Origin of the sequence: Lewinella sp. JB7, from assembly GCF_024297185.1 — a bacterium.
GTDB lineage: Bacteria > Bacteroidota > Bacteroidia > Chitinophagales > Saprospiraceae > Neolewinella.
This window is the reverse complement of the sequence record NZ_JANCTD010000004.1, coordinates 230,917-253,889: the sequence shown is the minus strand read 5'-3', so window position 1 is coordinate 253,889 and position 22,973 is coordinate 230,917. Positions and strand designations below refer to the sequence as shown.

The following is a 22,973-nucleotide window of genomic DNA, read 5'->3' as shown; positions in this document are numbered from 1 at the left end:
TTAGAGGGTCTTCCGGTTTTGCCTACTTTGGTAGGCTCCAACGTTTATTTGTCGAACATGCACCAGTATTACATATTTCTTCTGCTTTTAGGTGGGTTAGGTTCGCTGGCGGCTCAGCCCTTGGTGTCCGCCTTCCACGTCTCCGCCGGAGAATACGATCGCCAGGACACGCCGGTATGTGTTGCCGTAGCGGATAGCCTCTGGAATAATCGCGGTGAATTAGGACTGTACGAGACGACCACCGGGGAAAACCGGGCGATCGCGGCGCAGTGGACGGACGGACAACTCTGCTGGGTCATGACAGGAGCGACCCCCGCCGGCACTACGCGTCGCTACCGGTTGGCGCCGGCTTCCGGCACGTCCATGGCTCCCGCGTTCACCGCCAGCAAAGACGAAGGAGCCGTCCGCTTTGCCGTCAACGGCCGAGATGTACTGACCTACCAGCAAGCCCCCGCCGGGGTGCCCGCCGGCGTGGATCCGATATTCTCCCGGGGCGGCTACCTGCACCCGTTGCTCTCCCCGGCCGGCGATACCCTGACCCGCATCCAGCCGCCCGATCATTACCATCACTACGGGGTGTGGAACCCCTGGACGCATACGGAATTTCGGGGACGGGAACTCGACTTCTGGAATCTCGTCCGCGGTCACGGAACCGTAGCTACGCAGGACGTGACGGGAGTCCACGAAGGAAGCGTAACGGCCGGCCTCACCGCTCGTCATGCCTACCTGGCTTACCGCGACAGCGCCGTGACCGACAATCCTGAGCAACTGCTGGAAGAAACACTGAACCTGCGCGTCCTCCCTGCCCACGGGGACAACTACCAAATAGACTATACCACCGAGCAGACCAACATTACCGGTGAACCCTTCACCGTGAAGGCCTACCGCTACCAGGGCTTCGGCTACCGGGGGCGGGCCGGCTGGAACGACGACAACGTCGATCTGCTGACCAGCGCGGGCAGGAATAAAGCCGACGGTAACGCCACCCGTGCCCGTTGGATGAAAGTGGAAGGACCGACGGAGCACGGCCGCGCGGGCATACTGTTCATGACCCACCCCGGCAACTACAACTACCCGGAACAGATCCGCATCTGGCCTACCGGTGCTAACGGGGGGAAGGAGAACGTATTCGTCAATTTTAATCCGGCACAGGACCGCGACTATGTCATGCGACCCGGCGGCACCTACCGCCTCCGGTACCGGATGATGGTCTACGACGGACAGCTCGATACCACGACGGCCAACCGCTACTGGCGGGATTTTGCTCATCCACCCCGGGTGACGTGGGAGGCGGACGACGGCTTGCGGGGTGCCCGTGTACTGCTGTATACGAAAAACGGGGAGGGCTTCGTCCACGACAACATCCCGGCCAGCATCGCGGCCATCCGGAAACTGGGGGAGGAGAACGGCTTCGAAGTCGTGCATACGGAGGACCCGGGGATGTTCACCCCCGACCGGCTCGAGGAGTATGACGTGCTCGTGTTTTCGAATACCAACAACGACATCTTCGATACCCCGGAGCAGGAGGCGGCCTTCAGATCGTACATCGAGGCCGGGGGCGGTTTCGTCGGCATCCATTCCGCCTGCGGCTCGGAGCGCGACTGGCCCTGGTTTTGGCGGAACGTCGGTGGCAAGTTCTTCCGCCACGCCAGGCGGCAGGATTTCGACGTCGCCGTCGTGGATGCCGACCACCCTTCCACCGACTTCCTGCCACCGACCTGGCACATCCGCGATGACGAGTGCTACTACCTCAAACAGCTCAACCCCGCTATACACGTCCTGCTGGCCGCCGATCTCGGCACCGTGGACGATGAGGAGGGGCACGCCACCTATCCCGCCGACACCTTCGGCAGCAGCTTTCCCACCTCCTGGTACCACACCACGGACGGGGGGCGGCAGTGGTACACCTCCCTCGGCCACCGGATCGAGCACTACTCCGACCCGCAGTTCCTCCGGCACATCCTCGGTGGGATCCGCTGGGCTGCAGAGTAATTCACTCCTTCATTCCCTCTCTCCCTCAGTCCTTCCCATGAACCGTCGATCAGCCATCAAAAAGTCACTCCTCGCCACGGCGGCCACCGTCGCTTTTCCCACCATCGTTCCCGCCTCCGTCCTCGGTAAGGATGCTCCGAGCAACAAACTCCACATCGGGCAGATCGGCTTCGGACGCATTGCGCGCGGACATGACCTTCCCGAAACCATGAAGAACGACGTGGCCCGCGTCGTGGCCGTCTGCGACGTGGACAGCAAGCGCAAGGAACTCGGCAAGGCCTACATCGAGCAGTACTACCGCGAGAATAAGGGCAGCGATACCTTTATGGACGTGAAGATGTACGACGACTACCGGGAGTTGCTGGCCAGCCCCGACATCGACGGCGTCATCATTAGCACCCCGGACCACTGGCACGCCCAGCCCGCCATCGAAGCCGCCCTGGCCGGAAAGGATATTTACCTCCAGAAGCCCACCTCCCTTACGGTGGCGGAGGGACGGATGATGAGCGACATCGTGCACCGTACCGGCGTCGTCTTCCAGCTAGGCAGTCAGCAACGTTCGACCGACCCCTGGCCCCAGTTCCGACGCGCCTGCGAACTGGTCCGCAATGGACGCATCGGTAAGATCGAGCGGGTGGAGATCGGTCTGCCCAGCGACCCGGCGGGTGGGGATCCGACACCCATGCCCGTCCCCGAGAACCTGAACTACGACATGTGGCTCGGCCGCACCCCCTACGTGCCCTATACCCTCGAACGGGTGCACCCACAGCACGATTTCTCCCGTCCCGGCTGGCTGCGCTGCGAGCAGTTCGGGGCCGGCATGATCACCGGCTGGGGCGTACACCACATCGACATCGCCCACTGGGGAATGGGAACCGAGTTCACCGGGCCGATCGAGCTGGAGGCGACGGCCGAGTTCCCCCGGGAAGGCCTCTGGACGGTGCACGGGCCCTACCGCGTGGAAAGCAGGTACGCTAACGGGGTGACGATGATCGTCGACGGTGAGCTGCCCAACGGGGTTCACTTTTACGGTACGGACGGAGACATCTTCGTCTCCCGCGGCAACGTAGCCGTGACGGCCAACGATCCCGACTTCGGCAATTCCCCGGCCTTTAAAACCTCCATTAAGGATAAGGCCCAGCTGGAGATCGGCGAAAACGACATCCGGCTGTACGACAGCCCCGAGCAGCACCGCAACTGGCTGGACTGCATGAAATCGCGTGAGCTCACCATCTCCCCCGCCGAGGTCGCCCACCGCTCCTGCACCGCCTGCCTCATTTCCCACATCGCCATGAAAGTACCCGGCAAACTGCAGTGGGATCCGGTCAACGAGCGTTTCCGGGATAACGACGCCGCCAACCGAATGCTTTCCCGTTCCCAGCGCTACCCCTACGGCTACGACAATATCCCCGTACTGGCCGGCCACGCCCGCAAATAATTTCCGACCAACCCCACCCACCGTGAGAATCTGTACACCGCTAATCCTGACCGCCATCATGGGTTGTGCTTCCCCGAATCCCCCCTCCGACGACTCGTCCGCTGCCGCCTTTCGGGGGAGCTCCGGAGAGGTTAGGCTCATCACCCTCGATCCGGGCCACTTTCACGCCGGACTGGTGCAGAAGAAAATGTACGAGCAAGTCGACCCGACGGTACACGTGTACGCTCCGGAAGGGGAGGACGTACGGCAACACCTGGCCCGCATCGAGCGCTACAATGCGGGAACGTCGCCGACGAGCTGGCAACAGGAGGTGTACACCGGTCCGGACTACCTGGACCGTATGCTCGCCGACCGGGCCGGCAACGTGATCGTGGTGTCCGGGAACAACGGCCGCAAAACCGAGTACATCGAAGCAGCGGTCAAACACGGACTGAACGTACTGGCCGACAAACCCATGGTCATCGATCCGGCCGAGTACGAACTGCTCGCGCGAACGCTCGATGAGGCCGAGGCGCGGGGGGTACTGGTGTACGACATCATGACCGAGCGCTTCGAGATCACCACCATGCTGCAGCGCGCGCTCTCCCGGCAGACCGCCCTGTTCGGGGAGTTGGTGACGGGGTCGGTGGAGGAGCCCGCCATCAGTAAGGAGAGCGTCCACCACTTCAGTAAGGAAGTTTCCGGGGCGCCGCTGATCCGTCCGGCCTGGTTCTTTGACGTCAAGCAGCAGGGGGAGGGGATCGTGGACGTCGCGACCCACCTGGTGGATCTGGTACTGTGGGAAACCTTTCCGGACCAGGCAATCGCGACGAGTGAAGTCGAAGTCGTGCGGGCGCGCCGCTGGGCCACTCGCCTGAGTCGGGAACAGTTCAGCCACGTCACCGGTGAGGAAACTTTCCCGGACTACCTACAGTCCCAGGTGAAGGACGGCCATTTGGAAGTGTTCGCCAACGGAGAGATCGACTTCACGGTGCGCGGCGTCCACGGTAAGGTGTCCGTGATATGGAACTACGAAGCGCCGCCGGGCGCCGCCGATACCCACTACTCCGTCATGCGGGGCACGCGGGCGAACCTGATCATCCGCCAGGATGCCGAGCAGGGGTACACGCCGACGCTGTACGTAGAACCCGTCGGCACGCCCGACGAGAGTACGCTGAGGAATGCCATCGACGCCCTGCAGTCGTCGTTTCCCGGCATCGCCTACCGGCGCGCCGATACCGGTTACGAAATCACCGTACCACCCACTCTGCGTACCGGCCACGAGGATCACTTCGGACAGGTGACCGAGCAGTACTTGCGCTACCTTACCGACGGCAATCTACCGGCGTGGGAGCGCGCGAACATACTGACGAAGTATTTCGTGACGACCGAAGCCTACAAGATGAGCCGGTAATTTTCAGTCCCAAACCAGCCTATGCGTTACCTAAGTCTGCTTCTTCTCACTTTTCTCTGCTCCCGCGTCCCCGCCCAAACCACCGCCCTGTACGAGCGGACGCTCCAGAGCCTACCTACCTACATCGAGTTTCTCTCCCTGTCCAACGACGCTCACATCGACGGCCAGCTCGAGCCTAATCTCCAGTGGCTGGAACGGGAGTTCGGCCGGCGGGGCTTTACCACCCAGCGCCTTCCCAACGCCGGCATCGACCTGCTACTCGCGAGCTTCCCCGCCGACCGCGAAAATGCCGAGACGGTGCTTTTCTACGGACACGTGGACGGGCAACCCGTGGATCCAACGAAGTGGGTGCTCGCTCCGCCCTTTCAGCCCGTTTACGGGACCATGGCCGTGGATGCGGCCGGCAGCATCGACTACCGCCCCGCCGCACTTCCCGCCCGGCCCGATACCAGCGAGGTGCGACTGTTCGCGCGGTCGAGTAGCGACGCAAAGGCCCCCATTATGATGTTCCTGATCGCCTGGGATCAGCTCGTGGCCGACGGGAAGCGACCCAATTACCACGTCAAGTTCATCGTAGACCCCATGGAGGAAGGGAGTAGTCCGGACCTGCCCGGTGCCGTCGAAACCCACCGCGCCGCCCTGGCCGCCGATCACCTCGTCATTCTCGACGGACCGGTGCATACCACGAATCAACCCACCCTCATGGGAGGTGCCCGGGGAATCGCGACGGCCCGCATCACGGTCTACGGCCCGCGCTTGTCGCAGCATAGTGGCCACTACGGGAATTACGCCCCCAATCCCGCGCTCCGGCTGGCGCAGTTGCTGGGCTCGATGAAGGATCAGCAGGGGCGGGTCACGATCCCCGGTTACTACGACGGCATAGAACTGGATCAAGCTACCCGCGAGATGATGGCCGGCGTACCCGACGATCCGCTCCAGCTACGGCAAAGCATCGGCTTCAGCGAGCCCGACGGAGTGGGGGGCAACCTACAGGAGGCGCTTCAGTATCCCAGTCTGAACGTGCGCGGCATGTCCAGCGGTTGGATCGGCAGCGCGGCCCGTACCATCATTCCGGCTACCGCGGTGGCCAACCTGGACCTGCGCCTGGTCAAGGAAAGCGACGGCGACCGCCTGCTCGGTCTGGTCGAACGCCACATCGAAAACCAGGGCTTTCACCTCATCCCCGACGGCCGGGAACCCACCGACCAGGAACGGCTCGATTATCCCCGTCTGGCCAGCTTCAGCGGCCGCACCAGCTACGGCGCCTTCCGGACCGACCTCAACGGCCCCACCGGAAGCTGGCTGCAGCGTGCCCTATCCGCCACCTTTGGCGCCCCGCCGGTCCTGGTACGCACGATGGGGGGATCGGTGCCCATTGCGCCCTTCGTGAACACCCTTGACGTACCCGCCATCGTGCTCCCGCTGGTCAATCCCGACAACAACCAGCACAGTCCCAACGAGAACATCCGGCTCAGCAATTACTTCCGCGGCGTGGAGAGCCTCTACGGGGTGCTGTCGACGGATCTGTAAGCCCGAAATCGAATACCCATGCCCCCAACCTTCCGGCCACTGCGGTACCCGGTGCGGTCCGCTGCAAGGGGGGGCGGGCGGGAGCGCGGGTGCCGGGCTCGTCGGAAGAGCCGCCGCTTTGGGTGGGCACTCGTATTGCTGGTTGCGGTCTGGTCGGGCCTGGCCACCGCCGCCGAACCCTACACGCCCCAGCCGGTCAATCCCCTGGCCGAAGCCTGGCGCTGGCGGCAGTTTCCCGAACTGGACGGCGCCGGGACACGCTGCATCGCCGAAACCCCGGACCGTCACGTATTCGCCGGAGCGAGTGAGGGCGTACTGGAATACGACGGTTACCACTGGACATCCCACCGGCAGGCCGGAAGCCCGCGCGGCGCGCCGGTCGATCAAATCATGGTCGCCGACGATGGATCGGTGTACGCGGCCAGTCAGCGGGGCATCTACCGCTACGATGGATCCCGCTGGTCCCACCTGGTAGATATTCCGGAACACCTGCCCTTCAACTTCGTCACCCTCCGGCAGCTGCGGGACGGGCGGATCATCGCCAGCGCGAGCCGGGGATTAGTGGAGATCGCGCCGGACGGTACACTGACGACCTACTCATCCGCCGCTAAGATCGCGGCACTCCGCCCGTTCTTTCCCGGGGCCCGGTGGGTCGAGCTTCCGCCGGAGGCCCTGAGTGCGGCGGGGGACTTCCGGGACGTGTCGGACATCCTGGAGGACCGGGCGGGCAATGTGTGGCTTGCCGTGACCACGGAGGAGGAGACTGGTAAGTTGCTGCGTTTTCGCTGGTCGGACGTGCGTAATGGTAGCTGGACGGATTTTACCGTTTTTGAAGATGGGCCCCGACGGCGGTTCGGAGCATTTCAACGCCTACTGGAAGCCGATGACGGTCGCATTTGGGTTATCAACTCGAGCTCCGACCGGGGCATACTGGTGTTCGACGGTACGGACTGGGAGACCATCTACCTGAACCGTCGCTTCGGAGGGGACGAATACCTGACGGACATCGTGCAGTCGGACAACGGCATCATCTGGGTGGGGACGATCGCCAAATTATTCGCCTACTTCCCCGACGGCAGTTGGTCGGTGTACAAGGCTCCCCAGTACCCCATACCCGCTAACCGGGTGATTTTGCAGCGGAGCGCGAACGGGAAATTGTGGCTAGCGGGCTACAAGTCCAAATTGCTGTTGCTAGATCTCTCCTTCGCTCAATGGTTGACTTACGATGGGCTGAGCTTCCAGTTTGCGATAGGTGACGGGGAAGAATGGTACGTTGCCCACGACAAGCGAGTGGTCCGTCGCGAGGGAGATGACTGGAAGGGCTTCGGAGTTACGGACGGACTCATGGATACGCCGGTACGCCTACTGCGCACCTCCCGGGGTCAGGTATGGGCGGCGGGATCCCACCGCGGTAAAGCGGCCACCGCCCGCTGGCGCAACGATCGTTGGGACCTTCAGCTGCACCCGACCCTGTCGTGGGGCATTGATTACCGGGCGGTATTCGAGGCCCGGGACGGAAGTCTCTGGTTCGGCGGCAGCGTAGACGCCAACGTGCAGGATGGTTTCACGAGCGGACTGGTGCAGTTGACCGACCCCCTGGCCGATCACCTGCGGTGGACCTACCACCGCGCCGGCGAGAACGGGCTCAGCCAGGCCAATGTGTACGGGATCGGACAATCGCCCGACGGACGTATCTGCATCGGGGGCAGTCAGTTGTTGTGCTTCGACGGCCGGGAGTGGCAACCCGCGGCCGACGAACGCCTGCGGCAGTATGTCAACTGCCTGTACAGCACGGGCGACCGCCTTCTGGTGGGGTCAAGGTATTACGGGGTATTCGTGTACGACGGACGGGACTGGACCAACTACACCACCGCGGACGGATTGCCGGGGAACACCATCATCAGCATCGCCGTGCTCGCCGATTCCATCGTACTGGTGGCCACCGAAAACGGGACGTGTGCCTTCGACGGTAAATCCTGGACCCGCAATTTCCTTCCGGAGCAGTTGAACCTCGACTTCGAGGGGGGCACCATCCGCCATTCCGACGAGCACATCTGGATCGACCGCGTCTCGCGCAACTGGAAGCGACAGGCGCTGAACGCCACGCAGCTGGAGCTGGATCAGTACGATTTCTATTCGACCCGTTACCGTCCCTCCCCCACGCCGCCCGAAACAACCATTGCCTTCAACACCGAGCGGGTATCGGCGAACGGCAACGGCCTCGTCTCGTGGTCGGGCAGGGATTACTTCGGCGAGACCCGTTCCGAAAGCCTGGTGTACTCCTACCGCCTGGACGGTGGCGGATGGCAACCCTTCGCGGCGGTCGAAGAATATGCGTTCACCGGCCTGAGCGACGGCCCCCACCGCCTGGAGGTCCGCGCCCGGGACCTCGACTTTAACGTCGACCCCACGCCCGCCGTCGCTTCCTTCGAGGTGCTGGCTCCGATCTGGAAACAGGCGTGGTTTATCGGACTGATGCTGTTGTTCCTGATGCTGTTCGGCGTCTATGAATACCGGGTGCACCGGAAGAACGCGAAACTGAAAGCGGTGAACGTATCCTTGCAGGACCGCAACGAGGAGATACGCCAACACCGCGACCAACTTGAGGGGATGTTGGTACAACTGGAGAACCTATCCCGGGCCAAGGTGGGCTTCTTTACCAACATTTCCCACGAGCTCCGGACGCCCCTTACGCTCATCCTGGGCCCCATCGATCGACTGGTGGGAGAAGATCACGCCCTGCCCGCCGACCGTCGGCGGCAACTACAGATGATGGTGCAGCGCAATGCCCGGCGCTTACTCAACCTGATCGATCAGCTACTCGAAATGCGCCGGATCGAGCAGAGCGCACTGGAAATCAAGCTGAGCAATCTTTGCCTGCCCGACTTTCTGGCGGCCGTCACCGAGCTCTTCGCGGATCTCGCTCTCCGGCGCGGTATCGATCTCCGGTTCACCAGTGCAGCGGAGCACGAGATCGTTGCGGTGGATCTCGACAAGGTGGAAAAGGTATTAGCTAACCTGCTCTCCAATGCCTTCCGTCACACCCCGGACGGGGGAAGCATCACCGTAAGCGTAACGGCGGTGGATGCCTCCTCGGCCGGCCTACCGTCTTACTACGATCGCTACTTCGAAATCCGCGTGGAGGATACCGGAAGCGGCATCAGCCAGGATAAGATCGCCCTGATCTTCGACAAGTACTACACCTCCCCGTCCGCAGCCTCGACCGAAGCGGGCACGGGCATTGGACTGAGTTACACTAAAGACCTCGTCTATCTGATGCAGGGGGAGATTCGGGTGGAGAGTACGACGGGCGTCGGGTCCCGATTCACGGTTTTTCTACCGCTGGTGGCCGGCCACTCCCCGGATGTCGGGGACTTACCTACCTTAACTACGGCCCGCCAGGAATCCACGCTACTGCTCGCCAATTTCCGACAGGAACAGGAAGTCGCACCACCTTCCGATCGAGAGACGGATCCCTCCACCCCCCGCGTACTCATCGTGGAGGACAATCCCGATATGCTTGCTTTCCTGGCGCGCCTGCTGGAGGACCGTTATGCCGTCGTGACGGCCACGAGCGGACGACAAGGACTGCAACTAGCCGGAGAACAAACCATCGATCTCGTGATCAGCGACGTTATGATGGCGGAGATGGACGGGATCTCGCTGTGTCACCAACTGAAGGATAACCTGGCCACCAGTCACATTCCCGTAGTGTTGCTCACCGCGCGGGTGCTCGACGAGAGCAGGGCTTCCGGATATTCCCGGGGGGCGGACGACTACATCACCAAGCCGTTCAATCCCGATCTGCTCCTGCTGCGGGTAGCGAACCTGCTCGAGCAACGCCGGCGACTGCGGGAGAAATTTACCCTGGACGTCCGACTTACACCGGAAGCGGAAGTCGTAGCCTCTCCCGACGAGGAGTTCATGAACCGCCTGATCGGCCTGCTGCACGAGAACGTAGGCAATTCCGACTTCAACGTGAGGGCCATGTGCGGGGCCATGCACCTGAGTCACATGCACTTCATCCGTAAAGTGAAGCAACTGACCGGCCGCAAGCCCATCGATCTGCTACGGTCCTTCCGGATGAAAATGGCCCGTGACCTGCTGGCCCAGGACAGCCTGACCGTCGCCGAAGTCGCCTACCGGGTGGGGTTCGACCTGCCAAACTCATTCAGCCGCACCTTCAAGAAGGAGTACGGGATGACGCCGACGCAATTCGTGCAGGAGATGCGGGAGCGGTCCTGAATCATGCGAAAGCGACCCTCGGACGTAGGGTGAAAAGGGGCTACGCCGATGATGTTTTTTGCGTGGCCCGGGGCCGGCGGGGGGGTCTATATTTGGGGATTGGCTGACGGGGGCTGTTATCCCCTGAGGTCACCCTGTAAGTCGATCGTGCGTTATGCTTAAATGCCTCTGCGGATTTTTTTCCCTGCTCCTGTTTCTCCACTGTGGTGCGTCTCCGGATTCCGATCCCGGCACGCAGCCACCGGCTGACCCCTGGGCGGGTATGGCGGATATCCTCGCGGAGATACAGCCTCCGCGCTTTCCCGACCGGACGTTCGACATTACCCACTCCGGCGCGGTGGCCGACGGTCGTTCCGACGCCCTACCGGCGATCCGGCGGGCGATCGATAGTTGTCATGCCGCCGGCGGCGGAAGGGTGGTGGTCCCGGCCGGCGAATTCCTGGTCAACGGACCCGTACACCTGAAGAGCAACGTCGACTTCCACGTCGCGGAAGGGGCGACGGTGAAGTTCAGCACCACGCCCGAACACTACCTGCCCGCCGTGCATACCCGCTGGGAGGGAGTGGAGACTTACAATTACAGCCCGCTGATCTATGCCTACGGGGCGGAGAACATTGCCCTTACCGGTACCGGCACCCTCGACGGTCAGGCCGGAGAAGACAATTGGTGGCCGTGGTCGGGGTCCGAGCGCTACGGATGGCGGGAAGGGATGCCCAGCCAGGCCGACGCCGGCGGCCGCCCCCGGCTCTTCGACTGGAACACCCGGGAGGTGCCCCTGGAAGAGCGTCGCTTCGCCGGGCCGAGCTATCTGCGGCCGAATTTCGTGCAACCCTACAACTGTAAGAACATCCTCATCGAGGACGTTACGATCCGTAATTCGCCGATGTGGGTGCTGCATCCGACCCTGAGCGAAAACGTGACCATACGCAACGTACGGGTGATCAGTCACGGCCCGAACAGCGACGGCTGCGACCCGGAAAGCTGCAAGAACGTACTGATTAAGGACTGCTACTTCGATACCGGTGACGACTGCATCGCCCTGAAGTCGGGCCGCAACCAGGACGGTCGCCGGAGTGAGCGGCCCATCGAAAACGTCGTAATCCAGGGCTGCGAAATGAAAGACGGACACGGCGGCGTAGTAATCGGAAGCGAAGTAAGCGGGGGCGCCCGTAACATCTACGCCGAGGATTGCGTGATGGACAGCCCCAATCTGGAGCGCGCCATCCGCGTCAAGACCAACAAGGTGCGCGGGGGTACCATCGAGAACCTTTACTTCCGCAACATTACCGTCGGGGAGGTGCGGGAGGCCGTTGTCCGGATCAACATGCGCTACGCGATCTTCTCCGATACCAGTCAGGTGTTCGTGCCTACGGTGCGCAACATCTTCGTAGAGAACGTCACCTCGGAGCGAAGCCAGTACGGACTGCTGCTCGAGGGCTACGACGCCGACCACCCCATAACGGGCGTCGTACTGGATAACTGCCGTTTCGAAGGCGTCAGCGACGGAAACAAGATCGAGTTCGTCGAGGATCTGCGCCTGAACGAGGTGTACGTAAATGGCAGTCGCCTGGCGCAATGACCGCGGTGAACCTCTCCATCCGGTGGGTTGTCTGTCTGACCTTACTCCTGGCCCTGGCCGGCTGTCACCGCCCGCCCCGAAACCCGCCGACGGTTTTCCTGGTCGGCGATTCCACCATGGGCCCAAAGGAGGCGGATCGCCGACCGGAAACGGGCTGGGGGGAGATGCTCGGGGACTTCCTCCCGGGCATCCCCGTCGAAAATCATGCGCGTAACGGCCGCAGTACCCGTTCATTCCGCGCCGAGGGACGCTGGCGGTCCGTACTGGAAAAAGTGCAAGCCGGCGATTACGTATTCATTCAATTTGGCCACAACGACAGCAAAACGGAATCCGATCGCTACGCCTCCCCGGAAACATTCGAGGGCAACCTGAGGCAATTCGTTGCGGAGGTTCGTGAGCGCGGCGGGCGGCCGGTCTTACTTACGCCGGTGATCCGCAGGAAATTTGACGCCGTAGGTCAACTGGTCCGCACCCACGGGGGCTATCCGGCGGCCACCCGCCGCGCCGCCGCCGCGACGGGCACTCCCCTGATCGACATGACCGAAAAGAGCCGGATGCTGGTCGCGGGTTACGGCGATCCCGCTTCCCGAAGTCTGTACCTTTGGTCGCGGCCCGGAGAGCACGATAATTACCCCCGGGGCGTGGAGGACGATACCCACTTCTCTCCGGTTGGCGCCCGGGAAATGGCCCGCCTGGTCGCCGGGGGAATTCGGCAAGCGAGACTTCCGCTCCGCCGATTCGTGGTCTTGCCCGCTACGGAGTGAGGAAGTACCGACGGAAATACCCAAACAGTTTGCTTTCAAGCGAAACACGGCACCCGCGCGCCGCGCCCGCATCGTAATTCCCCCCCTTTCGGTAGACCGGCAAGTACGGCCGGGAACGTCGCGGCTCAGTACCTTTAACCGCTTACTAATACGGGGAAGCGCCCTTCCCCCGACGCACTAACGAAACATTCATGGCAGAGGTACTCAAAATTCACCCCGCGGATAACGTGATCGTTGCGCTCCGCGACTTCCGCGCCGGAGACGTCCTCGCTACGGGGCCGACCCCCCTCCGGTTTGCGGAGGACGTGCCGACGAAGCACAAGTTCGCCGAACGGGATTTTGCCGTCGGAGAGATCATCACCATGTACGGCGTCACCGTCGGCAAAACGCTCTGTCCGGTGCCCCGCGGGACCCGCATAACAACCGAAAACGTGGTCCATGCCTCCAGCGATTACGCCGTGGGCGAACGCCGGCTGGACTGGGAAGTGCCCGACGTTTCCGCCTTTACCGGCCGTACCTTCGACGGTTACCACCGCGCCGACGGCCAAGTAGGGACCCGCAACTACTGGCTGGTGATTCCGCTGGTGTTTTGCGAGAACCGAAACGTGGATGTCATTCGTTCCGCAATGCTGGAAAAATTGGGCTACGTCACGGACAAGGCCTTCAGCGTCGACGTCGATGCCCTGATCCAACGGTACCGGGGGGGCTCGACGGCCGCGGAGATCCTGCAGACGGATATCCTCCGCTCGGGCGACGAACTGCAACGCAACCGGGTATTTCCGAACGTGGACGGCATTAAGTTCCTGACCCACCAGGGAGGGTGTGGGGGGATCCGCCGGGATTCCGAGGCCCTGTGTCGCCTCCTGGCCGGCTACCTCAACAATCCGAACGTAGCCGGCGGCACGGTACTGAGCCTGGGCTGCCAGAACGCCCAGATCGGCGTGCTGCGGGATGCTTTGGATCGCATCAGTCCTGACTTCCGTAAACCCCTGCATATTCTGGAACAGCAGGCCAGCACCTCCGAACGCGACTTCATCGCCGATGGCGTCCGAGCGACCTTCACCGGGCTTATGGAGGTCGATCGCGTAACGAGGTCCCCGGCCGAGCTGCGGCATCTGACCCTCGGACTGGAGTGTGGCGGCTCGGACGGCTTTTCCGGCATCTCCGCTAATCCGGCCCTGGGATATACCTCGGACCTGCTCGTCACCCTCGGGGGAAAGGCGATCCTTTCCGAATTTCCCGAGTTGAACGGCGTTGAGCAGGAGCTGCTCAATCGCTGCGTGACGGACGCCGCGGCCGAGAAATTCGCTCACCTGATGCGCAGCTACTCCAAACGCGCCGAAGAGGTGGGTTCGGCTTTTTCGATGAACCCTTCCCCGGGAAACATTCGCGACGGACTCATCACCGACGCCATGAAGTCGGCCGGGGCCGCCAAGAAGGGCGGAACCTCTCCGGTGGTCGACGTGCTGGACTATACCGAACCGGCCACCCGACCCGGGCTCAACCTGCTCTGCACCCCCGGCAACGACGTGGAGAGCACGACCGGTCTGGCGGGTTCCGGCGCTAATCTGATCGTCTTCACTACCGGTCTGGGTACGCCTACCGGCAACCCCGTGGCACCCGTAGTGAAAATGGCCAGTAACACGGTCCTGGCCGAACGGATGGCCGACATCATCGACATCAACGCCGGCACCGTCATTTCCGGCGAGGATACGATCCGGACTAAGGGGGAAGAATTACTCGATCTTCTGATCGAGGTCGCCAGCGGCCGGCGGCTTACCCGGGCCGAACGACTCGGGCAGGACGATTTCATTCCCTGGAAGCGGGGCGTTTCCCTCTAAATCTTCGTATCCTCGACCCACCCAAAAGACAGTATGCAGACACTCAACCGTACCACGGCAGGCGTGGCCTCCCCGCCCCCGGAACGCGTCCTTCAGTTTGGCGGGGGCAATTTTCTCCGGGGTTTCGCCGGCTGGATCCTCGACGTTTACAACCAGCAGAGCGAACGCCCGCTGGGAGTCGTGGTCGCCAACAATTCCGACCGGGAGATCTACCGAAGGTGGCGGGAGCAGGAGGGGTTGTACCACGTACTCACCAAGGGCATCAGGAACGGTGAGCTGGTCGACCGCTACGACCTCATCACCAACGTCAGCCGGGTGCTGAGTCTCGACCGCGACTGGGCGAGCTTCCTGCGCACGGCCGAAAACCCGGACATGCGGTACGTTCTGTCCAATACGACGGAGGCGGGCATCCGCTTTTCCGCCGAAGATGCCGGTGACGACGCGCCTCCGGCCGAATTTCCGGCCAAGCTGACGCGGTGGCTGCACCGCCGGTTCGATCATTTCGGGGGCGCGAGCGAGCGGGGATGCGTGATCCTGCCGATGGAACTTCTGGTCGACAACGGCAGGGTGCTGCGGGAGAAAGTGTTGCGGTACGCCGATCATTGGAAGCTGGGGCACGCTTTTTCCCGGTGGGTGAATGAAGCGTGTATCTTCTGTAATACCCTGGTCGACCGTATCGTACCCGGCGTGGGAAAGCAGGAGGAAGCCGCCGCCCTGGCCACCGTCGGTTTTGACGACGCGGCCATCACCCAGGGCGAGCCCTACCACCTGCTGGCCGTGGACGCGCCGCCGTCGGTGCGCGAAGAGCTCCCCCTCGATCGGCTGGGCCTGAACATCGTCTACACCGACGATCTCACCCCATACCGCCGCAGTAAGGTGAGCGTCCTCAACGGGACCCACACGGCCATGGTGCCGGTCGGCTATCTCTGTGGTCGGGAAACGGTGCGGGAGACGCTGGAGGATGAGCTGACCGGCAATTTCGTCCGGGCGGTGGTCTTCGAGGAGATCCTGCCTACCCTCGATCTGCCGGGCGTAGATCTGGAACAATTCGCCCGCGACGTACTCGACCGCTTTCGGAACCCCTTCATTCACCACCGCCTGCTGAGTATCAGCCTGAACTCGGTCACTAAATTCCGGGAACGGGTGCTGCCGACCATGCTCGCCTACCACGACCGACGAGGGGAGTGGCCGCCGCGCCTAGTACTTTCGCTGGCCGCCCTCATCCGCTTCTACCGCGGGGACTTCCGGGACGGTACGATTCCCCTCAAGGATGATCACTGGGCCATCGAATTCATGCAATCGGCCTGGTCCGAGTCCGAGGACGCCGACGCCCTGGCCCGCCGGGTGCTCGGATGGGAACGGGCGTGGGGCCGGGACCTAACCGCCCATGACGGCCTCCACCAAGTGCTGTCCGATACCCTGCACCGGATCGAAGCGGTGGGCGTACCGGGCGCCGTTCGTCATCTTCATCAATCGTAACCTATGCATCGCCCCTTTCTCTGCCTGCTGATTGCCGCCCTAAGCACCGCCATGCCCGCCCAACAGACCCAGCCCCTTTACGAAGGTCCCGTACCGAACGCCCGCGCCGTCGCCGATCCCGAAACGGTCGAGGAGCGGGAAGTCGGCGGTCGGAGCATTGCCGACGTGGCCGTGCCGGAACTCACCGCCTTTCTGCCCGACCATCCCAACGGAAAGGCCGTCATCATCTGCCCGGGTGGGGGATACGCCCGTCTGGCCTTCGACAAGGAGGGCGTGTGGGTCGCCGAGCGACTGAACCGCGACAGCATCACCGCCTTCGTACTCAAGTATCGGATCCCGCAGGACGCTACGAACGTCGATAAGTCGCTTGCCCCCCTGATGGACGCCCAGCAGGCGATCCGCACGGTGCGCAAACGGGCGGCCACTTACGGCGTCGATCCCCATCAGATTGGCATTATGGGATTCTCGGCCGGCGGTCATTTGGCGGCAACGGCGGCCACCCAGTTCGATCGCGTGGCCGATCCGGGCGAAACCGATACGACCTCCGTGCGGCCCGATTTCGCGGCTCTGCTGTATCCCGTGATCAGCTTCGCCGATTCGATCACCCACCGGGGGTCCCGCAATAATTTGCTCGGGGAGCGGGCTACCGAGGCGGAAGTCATCCGCTTTTCGGCCGAGCGCCGCGTCACCTCCGATAGTCCGCCCGCGTTTCTGGTGCACGCGGCCGACGACGGTGCCGTACCCGTGGAGAACAGCCTTGCGTACTACCGCAGTTGCCTCGACCACGGCGTCCCCGCCGAACTGCACCTCTACGCGGCCGGGGGGCACGGTTTCGGACTCCACAACCCCACGACTCCCGACGATTGGGTGGAGCGTTTCACGAATTGGCTCCGCACGCTGTAACTTCCGCAACGGGGCCGGTAGGGCGCGGGCGCGGGTGCCACGATCACCCCGTAAAGCAAACGTTTCTGGCCCATGCACTTCGTCCTACTGCTGATTCTCCTGTTTTTCGGCGCGCTGGAAGCCCAGTCGGGTTACCATCCCCGCGACACGAGCTATTCCATTCATTCGTCCTTCGAAAAGATCCGGCGCGATTACCCAGGCGTGCGACCGGTGTATCCCCGGCTTCCGGCGGGCGTAGTGGCGGATACGAACCGGGTATACTTCACGGCGGCGGGCGATCGGGAGTTGCACCTGGACGTGTTCCGCCTACCCGCGGACGAGCTTCGGCCCGGAGTACTTATGATTCACGGCGGCGGCTGGACGACGGGTTCCAAGGAAAATCTGACGCCCATGGCGCAGCGCCTCGCCGGACTCGGCTACGTCACCGTGACCCCGGAGTACCGGCTCAGCGCCGAGGCGCCCTATCCGGCGGCGGTGATCGATTTGAAGCAGGCCGTGCGGTGGATGCGGGCCCACGCCGGAGAATACGGCATCGATACCAATAGGATCGCGGCTTACGGTTGCTCGGCCGGGGGGCAGCTGGCTTCCCTGCTGGGCGTCACGAACGGACCGCTGCTCTACGACACGGTAAGTCCCTGGGTCGGGTACTCGGCCGACGTTCAGGCCGTTCTCAACATCGACGGGATCGTATCCTTCATTCATCCGGAAGCGGAGCCGGAGTGGACCGGTCGGTCGGCGAACGCCTGGCTCGGTGACTTCAAGGGAAACTACCTGCAGTGGCGGGAGGCTTCCCCTCTTGAATACGCGGGGATCGGTACGCCGCCCTTTCTATTCGTGAACAGCTCCTACCCCCGGTTTCACGCCGGGCGGCAGGACTTCATTGACATCCTCCATCGCCAAGGAACGTACAGTGAGGTACAAACCTTCGCGGATGCCCCCCATGCGTTTTGGTTACTCGACCCGTGGTTCGAGCCTACCCTGGAGTACGCCGTTAGGTTTTTGGGGCGGATCTTTCCCCACGCAGAATAGCGCGGGTTCGTCCGCTTACCCGGTAGGAAAGTGCCGAATCCTCCGAAAGTGGTGATTGAAGGAGCAAGGGAGATGTAGGGTGCGACTGTTTACGGTAGGAGCCGACGGAGGAAGGACCGGTCAGCGGTGATGGTCGTGGAGTAACCGGCTAAAGGAGGACGCTCGACACCGTAAGTGATTCGGACCTACAGTATCCCTTCGCGCAATGAGTGTACGTACGAAATTAGTGGGTTGGGTGCACCAAATTTGACTGGTGTGCCGTGTGTACCGGTTGAAGTACCGTTGAATTTGCTACAGGCGGGTGGGGTAGGGTGGGCTTCGTATAGGGATAGATACGGGTCTGGCGGATGTGTATGCGACCGATAAACGAGGGGCGGGCACGGTGATGATGGGTGAAGATTCCTCAATATCGTTCCGGAATGCTCAACCTTATACCACCAAACTCCTTTGCACCTACCGAACTACCCTGCACCGGCGTCCCCGCCGAATGTACCTATGGAATACCTGCTGAACCCAGCGCTCCCCGTTCACCCCGCGCGTGCCGATAGGTGGCGGGGCAATCCCATTGTCGGTAAGGAATTTCAGTATCTGCACGAGCCTTTCGCTCCCCGGTGGAGTAAGGTGATGCGCATGATGCTCACGCCGAATCCCCAGCGGTCCGAAAAGAAGCGCGATCACTGGGTGCCGCGGGTAAGTCCTGACGTCAGCTACCTCGGCGACCGCAGCCGCAACTGGATCGTGTGGCTCGGACACGCCTGTTTTTTGCTTCAGCTCAACGGCTTGCGGTTTCTCACCGACCCTCAACTCACCGACATGCCGCTGGTGCCGCGGCGGGTACATCCGCCCTTCGGGTACGGTGACTTGCGCGGTATCGACTACCTGCTGCTGAGTCACGATCACCGCGATCACGTGGACAAGGACTGCATCCGGACCATCGTAGCGAACAATCGCATTGCTAAGATTTTGTGTCCCTTGCGGCTTTCCGGGGTCATTAAGGACTGGGTAGGGGAGACCGTCGTGGAGGAGGCCGCCTGGTTTCAGCGGTACGATCTGGCGGGTACGGGGGTAAGCATTCACTTACTGCCCTCCCGCCACTGGTGCCGTCGGGGGCTTCGGGATTTCAACCACGTGCTGTGGGGCAGTTTCATGATTGAAGCTGCGGTCGGGGAGGGGGAAGACAGGAGAATCTACTTCGGTGGCGATAGCGGTAAGACCCCTTACTGGGAAGAGATCGGCCGCATGTTTCCCGGCATCGACGTGGCGATGTTGGGCATAGGCGCGTATGCACCCGAATACATGATGCGGGAAGCTCACGCGAATCCGGCCGAGGCGTTTACCGGCTACCGTGATCTTGAGGCGCGGTACTGGTGGCCGATGCACCATGGTACCTATGACCTGAGCAACGAGCCGGCTTCAGAACCTATATCCTGGGCGTCCCGCCTGATGAGTAGGCACGGCTTGTCGGATTATCTGTTGCAGCCGGCCGTTAATGAACCGTGGTGGTTCGGGGCGGGGTCGTCCGGAGCGGTTGGACGGCTATAGCGGTTGGACGGCTATAGCGGTTGGACGGCTATAGCGGTTGGACGGCTATAGCGGTTGGACGGCTGTACCCACCACCAGTCTACTGCAGGTGGAGTCCGGTTAAGTTTCTTGTGTCGGCCGTTGTACCCTAAAATGAGGGTGTGTCATGGAGCGGTGTTCCCCCGTTGGACGGCTATAGCGGTTGGACGGCTATAGCCGTTGGACCGCTGTACCCCCCATCAGTCTACTGTAGGTGGAGTCCGGTTAAGTTTCTCCTGGGGCGGCTGTTGTACCCCAAAATGAGGGTGTGTCATGGAATGGTGTTCCCCCGTTGGACGGCTATAGCGGTCGGACGGGGTAGTCGCCGTAGTTTTGCGGCAAGCCCGCTTTCCCATGCACATTGACATTATTTCCACTGTCCCCGAACTGCTCGATAGCCCCCTCTCCCACAGCATCATGCAACGGGCGCGGGATAAGAACTTGCTCAGCATCGCCGTACACGATCTGCGACCCTTCGGCCTCGGTAGGCACAATAGCGTCGACGATTATCAATTCGGGGGCGGTGCCGGCATGGTGATGCGGTGTGAACCCCTGGCGGCCCTGATCGATGAACTCCGCGAACAGCGCGACTACGACGAGATCATCTACCTCACCCCCGACGGCGAACGCTACACCCAACGTCGGGCCAACCGCCTCTCCCTCCTCGGCAATCTCCTGCTCATCTGCGGCCACTATAAAGGGATCGATGAGCGCATCCGCGAGGAATACGTTACCCTGGAAATTAGCATCGGGGATTACGTACTCTCCGGCGGAGAACTGGCCGCGGCGGTCGTTGTAGACAGCATCGGTCGCATTCTCCCCGGGGTGATCGGCGACGAAACCAGTGCACTCACCGATACTTTTCAGGATGACCTGCTGGCCCCTCCCGTCTATACCCGGCCGGCGGAGTGGCGCGGCCGGGAAGTCCCCGATGTTCTGCGGAGCGGCAATACCGGCGCAATCGAAGAATGGCGGGAGGAACAAGCACTACAACGTACGCAAGAACGGCGGCCGGATCTGCTGGGGGAATGATGGTGTAGGGTGGGACCGTCCAACCGCTATAGCCGTCGGACGGGTAATCAACCCTGAGCCGGTTTATCCGGTTCCCATACCGTCCGTAACTCCCACCGCTATGGCTTTTAAGCTCCAATCCAAATTCTCTCCTACCGGCGATCAGCCCCAGGCCATCGAAAAACTCGTGGCGGGTGTCGAACAGGGGGAGCGCGGACAGGTCCTGCTCGGCGTCACCGGCTCCGGAAAGACCTTCACCATGGCGAATACGATCGCCCAGTTGAATCGGCCCACGCTGGTCCTCACGCACAACAAGACACTGACCGCTCAGCTGTACGGGGAGTTCAAGGAATTTTTCCCCGACAATGCCGTGGAGTACTTCGTGAGCTACTACGACTACTACCAACCGGAAGCCTACATCTCCACCTCCGATACCTTCATCGAGAAGGACCTGGCCATCAACGAGGAGGTGGATAAGCTCCGGCTACGGGCCACCTCCAATCTGCTCTCGGGGCGCCGCGACATCATCATTGTCGCTTCCGTGAGCTGCATTTACGGTATGGGTAATCCGGAGGACTATAAGTCGGGCATCATCCGCCTGGAGGTCGGACAAACGAAGAGTCGCAACGGCTTCCTGTACGATCTGGTCGACAGCCTCTACAGCCGCACCGAGACCGATTTCCGGCGCGCCACCTTCCGGGTGCGGGGCGATACGGTCGATATCAACCTGCCCTACGTTGAGTTCGGCTACCGGGTGGTCTTCTTCGGCGATGAGATCGAAACCATCGAACGGATCGAGATCGAGTCCGGCAAGCGTATCGAAACCATGCGTAATGCCGCCATCTTTCCGGCCAATCTGTACGTAGCCCCCAAGGAGCGCCTCAACGGGATCATCCGCAACATCGAGGACGAGCTCTACGAACAGGAACGCTACTTCGAACGGGAGGGCCGGTTGCTGGAGGCAAAACGCATTCACGAACGCACCAGCTTCGACTTGGAGATGATGAAGGAGCTTGGCTACTGTAACGGGGTAGAGAACTACAGCCGGTTTTTCGACGGGCGGCGACCGGGCACCCGACCTTTCTGCCTACTGGATTACTTCCCCGATGATTTTCTCATGATCATCGACGAGAGCCACGTGACCATTCCCCAGGTCCGGGGCATGTTCGGCGGCGACCGGGCCCGCAAACTCTCCCTGGTCAACTTCGGCTTCCGACTTCCCTCGGCCATGGACAACCGGCCGCTCAACTTCACGGAGTTCGAAAGCCTCATCAACCAGGTCGTGTACGTATCCGCCACCCCCGGCGACTACGAGCTCGAACAGACCGGCGGCGAGATTGTCGAGCAGCTGATCCGGCCCACCGGTTTGCTCGATCCACCCATCGAAGTACGGCCGAGCCTCAACCAGATCGATGACCTCATCGAAGAGATCGACGAGCGCCGTAAGGTCAATGAGCGCGTACTGGTCACTACGCTGACTAAGCGGATGAGTGAGGAACTGACCAGCTACTTCGCCAATATGAGCATCAAGGTCCGCTACATTCACTCCGAAGTCGATACGATGGAACGGGTGGAGATCCTGCGCGACCTCCGCCTCGGGGAGTTCGACGTACTGGTCGGCGTGAACCTCCTCCGGGAGGGACTCGACCTTCCAGAAGTCTCCCTGGTCGCTATCCTCGATGCCGATAAGGAGGGCTTCCTCCGCAACGAACGCAGCCTTACCCAGACGGCCGGCCGGGCGGCCCGTAACAGCAACGGACTGGTCATTATGTACGCCGACGTGATCACCGATTCCATGCGGCGTACCATCGACGAGACCAACCGGCGCCGCGCCATTCAGCTGGCCTACAACGAGGAGAACGACATTACGCCGATGACCATGGCCAAGACGCGGGACGAGATCATCAACCGCAGCACCATCCTCGATATCCGGGGCAAGAACGGCAAGCGGGCCTACGTGGAGCAGACCCAACCCAGCGTAGCGGCCGACCCCGTCCTGCAGCACATGACGAAAGACCAACTCGAGCTCGCCATTCAGGAGTCCGAACGAAAAATGAAGAAGGCGGCTAAGGAGCTCGACTTCATGAGTGCCGCCCAGTACCGCGACGAGGTGTTCGCCCTCAAAGCCCGCCTGAAAACGGGCGGTATGATGCTAAAGGAGAACTGAAACCGTGCCCTTTTGGCGCGTAGTTCTTAGCTTCGTTCGCAA

General features: G+C 62.0%; 14 protein-coding genes. All 14 read left to right on the top strand.

Annotated features, from left to right (window positions below; genetic code table 11):
• Positions 1-57 precede the first annotated feature (57 nt).
• The 14 genes from NMA52_RS09260 to uvrB all read left to right on the top strand — a co-directional run bounded on the left by NMA52_RS09260 (position 58) and on the right by uvrB (position 22,931).
• Positions 58-1,992 (top strand): ThuA domain-containing protein, encoded by a 1,935-nt coding sequence (locus NMA52_RS09260; RefSeq protein ID WP_254827381.1) that lies wholly within the window; start codon positions 58-60, stop codon positions 1,990-1,992.
• A 37-nt stretch (positions 1,993-2,029) separates the two neighbouring features.
• Positions 2,030-3,430, top strand: coding sequence for a Gfo/Idh/MocA family protein (locus NMA52_RS09255; protein WP_254827380.1), 1,401 nt, complete (start codon positions 2,030-2,032; stop codon positions 3,428-3,430).
• A gap of 22 nt (positions 3,431-3,452) precedes the next feature.
• Positions 3,453-4,823: a putative oxidoreductase C-terminal domain-containing protein gene (locus tag NMA52_RS09250; RefSeq protein WP_254827379.1), complete on the top strand. Its 1,371-nt coding sequence runs from the start codon at positions 3,453-3,455 to the stop codon at positions 4,821-4,823.
• 21 nt (positions 4,824-4,844) lie between these two features.
• On the top strand, positions 4,845-6,353 hold the full coding sequence (locus NMA52_RS09245) for a M20/M25/M40 family metallo-hydrolase (RefSeq protein ID WP_254827378.1): 1,509 nt from the start codon (positions 4,845-4,847) through the stop codon (positions 6,351-6,353).
• Positions 6,354-6,371: 18 nt separating this feature from the next.
• Positions 6,372-10,598 (top strand): hybrid sensor histidine kinase/response regulator transcription factor, encoded by a 4,227-nt coding sequence (locus NMA52_RS09240; protein ID WP_254827377.1) that lies wholly within the window; start codon positions 6,372-6,374, stop codon positions 10,596-10,598.
• Between the two features lie 154 nt (positions 10,599-10,752).
• Positions 10,753-12,177, top strand: a complete 1,425-nt coding sequence (locus NMA52_RS09235; protein WP_254827376.1) for a glycoside hydrolase family 28 protein — start codon at positions 10,753-10,755, stop codon at positions 12,175-12,177.
• Positions 12,174-12,941: a rhamnogalacturonan acetylesterase gene (locus NMA52_RS09230; RefSeq protein WP_254827375.1), complete on the top strand. Its 768-nt coding sequence runs from the start codon at positions 12,174-12,176 to the stop codon at positions 12,939-12,941. The genes NMA52_RS09235 and NMA52_RS09230 overlap by 4 nt, the downstream gene beginning before the upstream one ends.
• A 191-nt stretch (positions 12,942-13,132) precedes the next feature.
• Positions 13,133-14,782, top strand: a complete 1,650-nt coding sequence (locus NMA52_RS09225) for a UxaA family hydrolase (protein ID WP_254827374.1) — start codon at positions 13,133-13,135, stop codon at positions 14,780-14,782.
• Positions 14,783-14,815: 33 nt separating this feature from the next.
• Positions 14,816-16,261: a tagaturonate reductase gene (locus NMA52_RS09220; RefSeq protein WP_254827373.1), complete on the top strand. Its 1,446-nt coding sequence runs from the start codon at positions 14,816-14,818 to the stop codon at positions 16,259-16,261.
• 3 nt (positions 16,262-16,264) lie between these two features.
• Positions 16,265-17,164, top strand: a complete 900-nt coding sequence (locus NMA52_RS09215; protein WP_254827372.1) for an alpha/beta hydrolase — start codon at positions 16,265-16,267, stop codon at positions 17,162-17,164.
• A gap of 72 nt (positions 17,165-17,236) precedes the next feature.
• Positions 17,237-18,193, top strand: a complete 957-nt coding sequence (locus NMA52_RS09210) for an alpha/beta hydrolase (RefSeq protein WP_254827371.1) — start codon at positions 17,237-17,239, stop codon at positions 18,191-18,193.
• 495 nt (positions 18,194-18,688) lie between these two features.
• Complete coding sequence (locus tag NMA52_RS09205; RefSeq protein ID WP_254827370.1) at positions 18,689-19,735, top strand: MBL fold metallo-hydrolase; 1,047 nt, start codon at positions 18,689-18,691, stop codon at positions 19,733-19,735.
• A 372-nt stretch (positions 19,736-20,107) separates the two neighbouring features.
• Entirely contained in the window at positions 20,108-20,785 is a 678-nt protein-coding gene (gene trmD, locus NMA52_RS09200; RefSeq protein ID WP_254827369.1) for a tRNA (guanosine(37)-N1)-methyltransferase TrmD, read from the top strand.
• Positions 20,786-20,885: 100 nt separating this feature from the next.
• The gene (uvrB, locus tag NMA52_RS09195; RefSeq protein ID WP_254827368.1) at positions 20,886-22,931 is read left to right on the top strand and encodes an excinuclease ABC subunit UvrB; all 2,046 of its coding nucleotides are present in this window, start codon (positions 20,886-20,888) and stop codon (positions 22,929-22,931) included.
• The last annotated feature ends 42 nt before the right edge of the window (positions 22,932-22,973 follow it).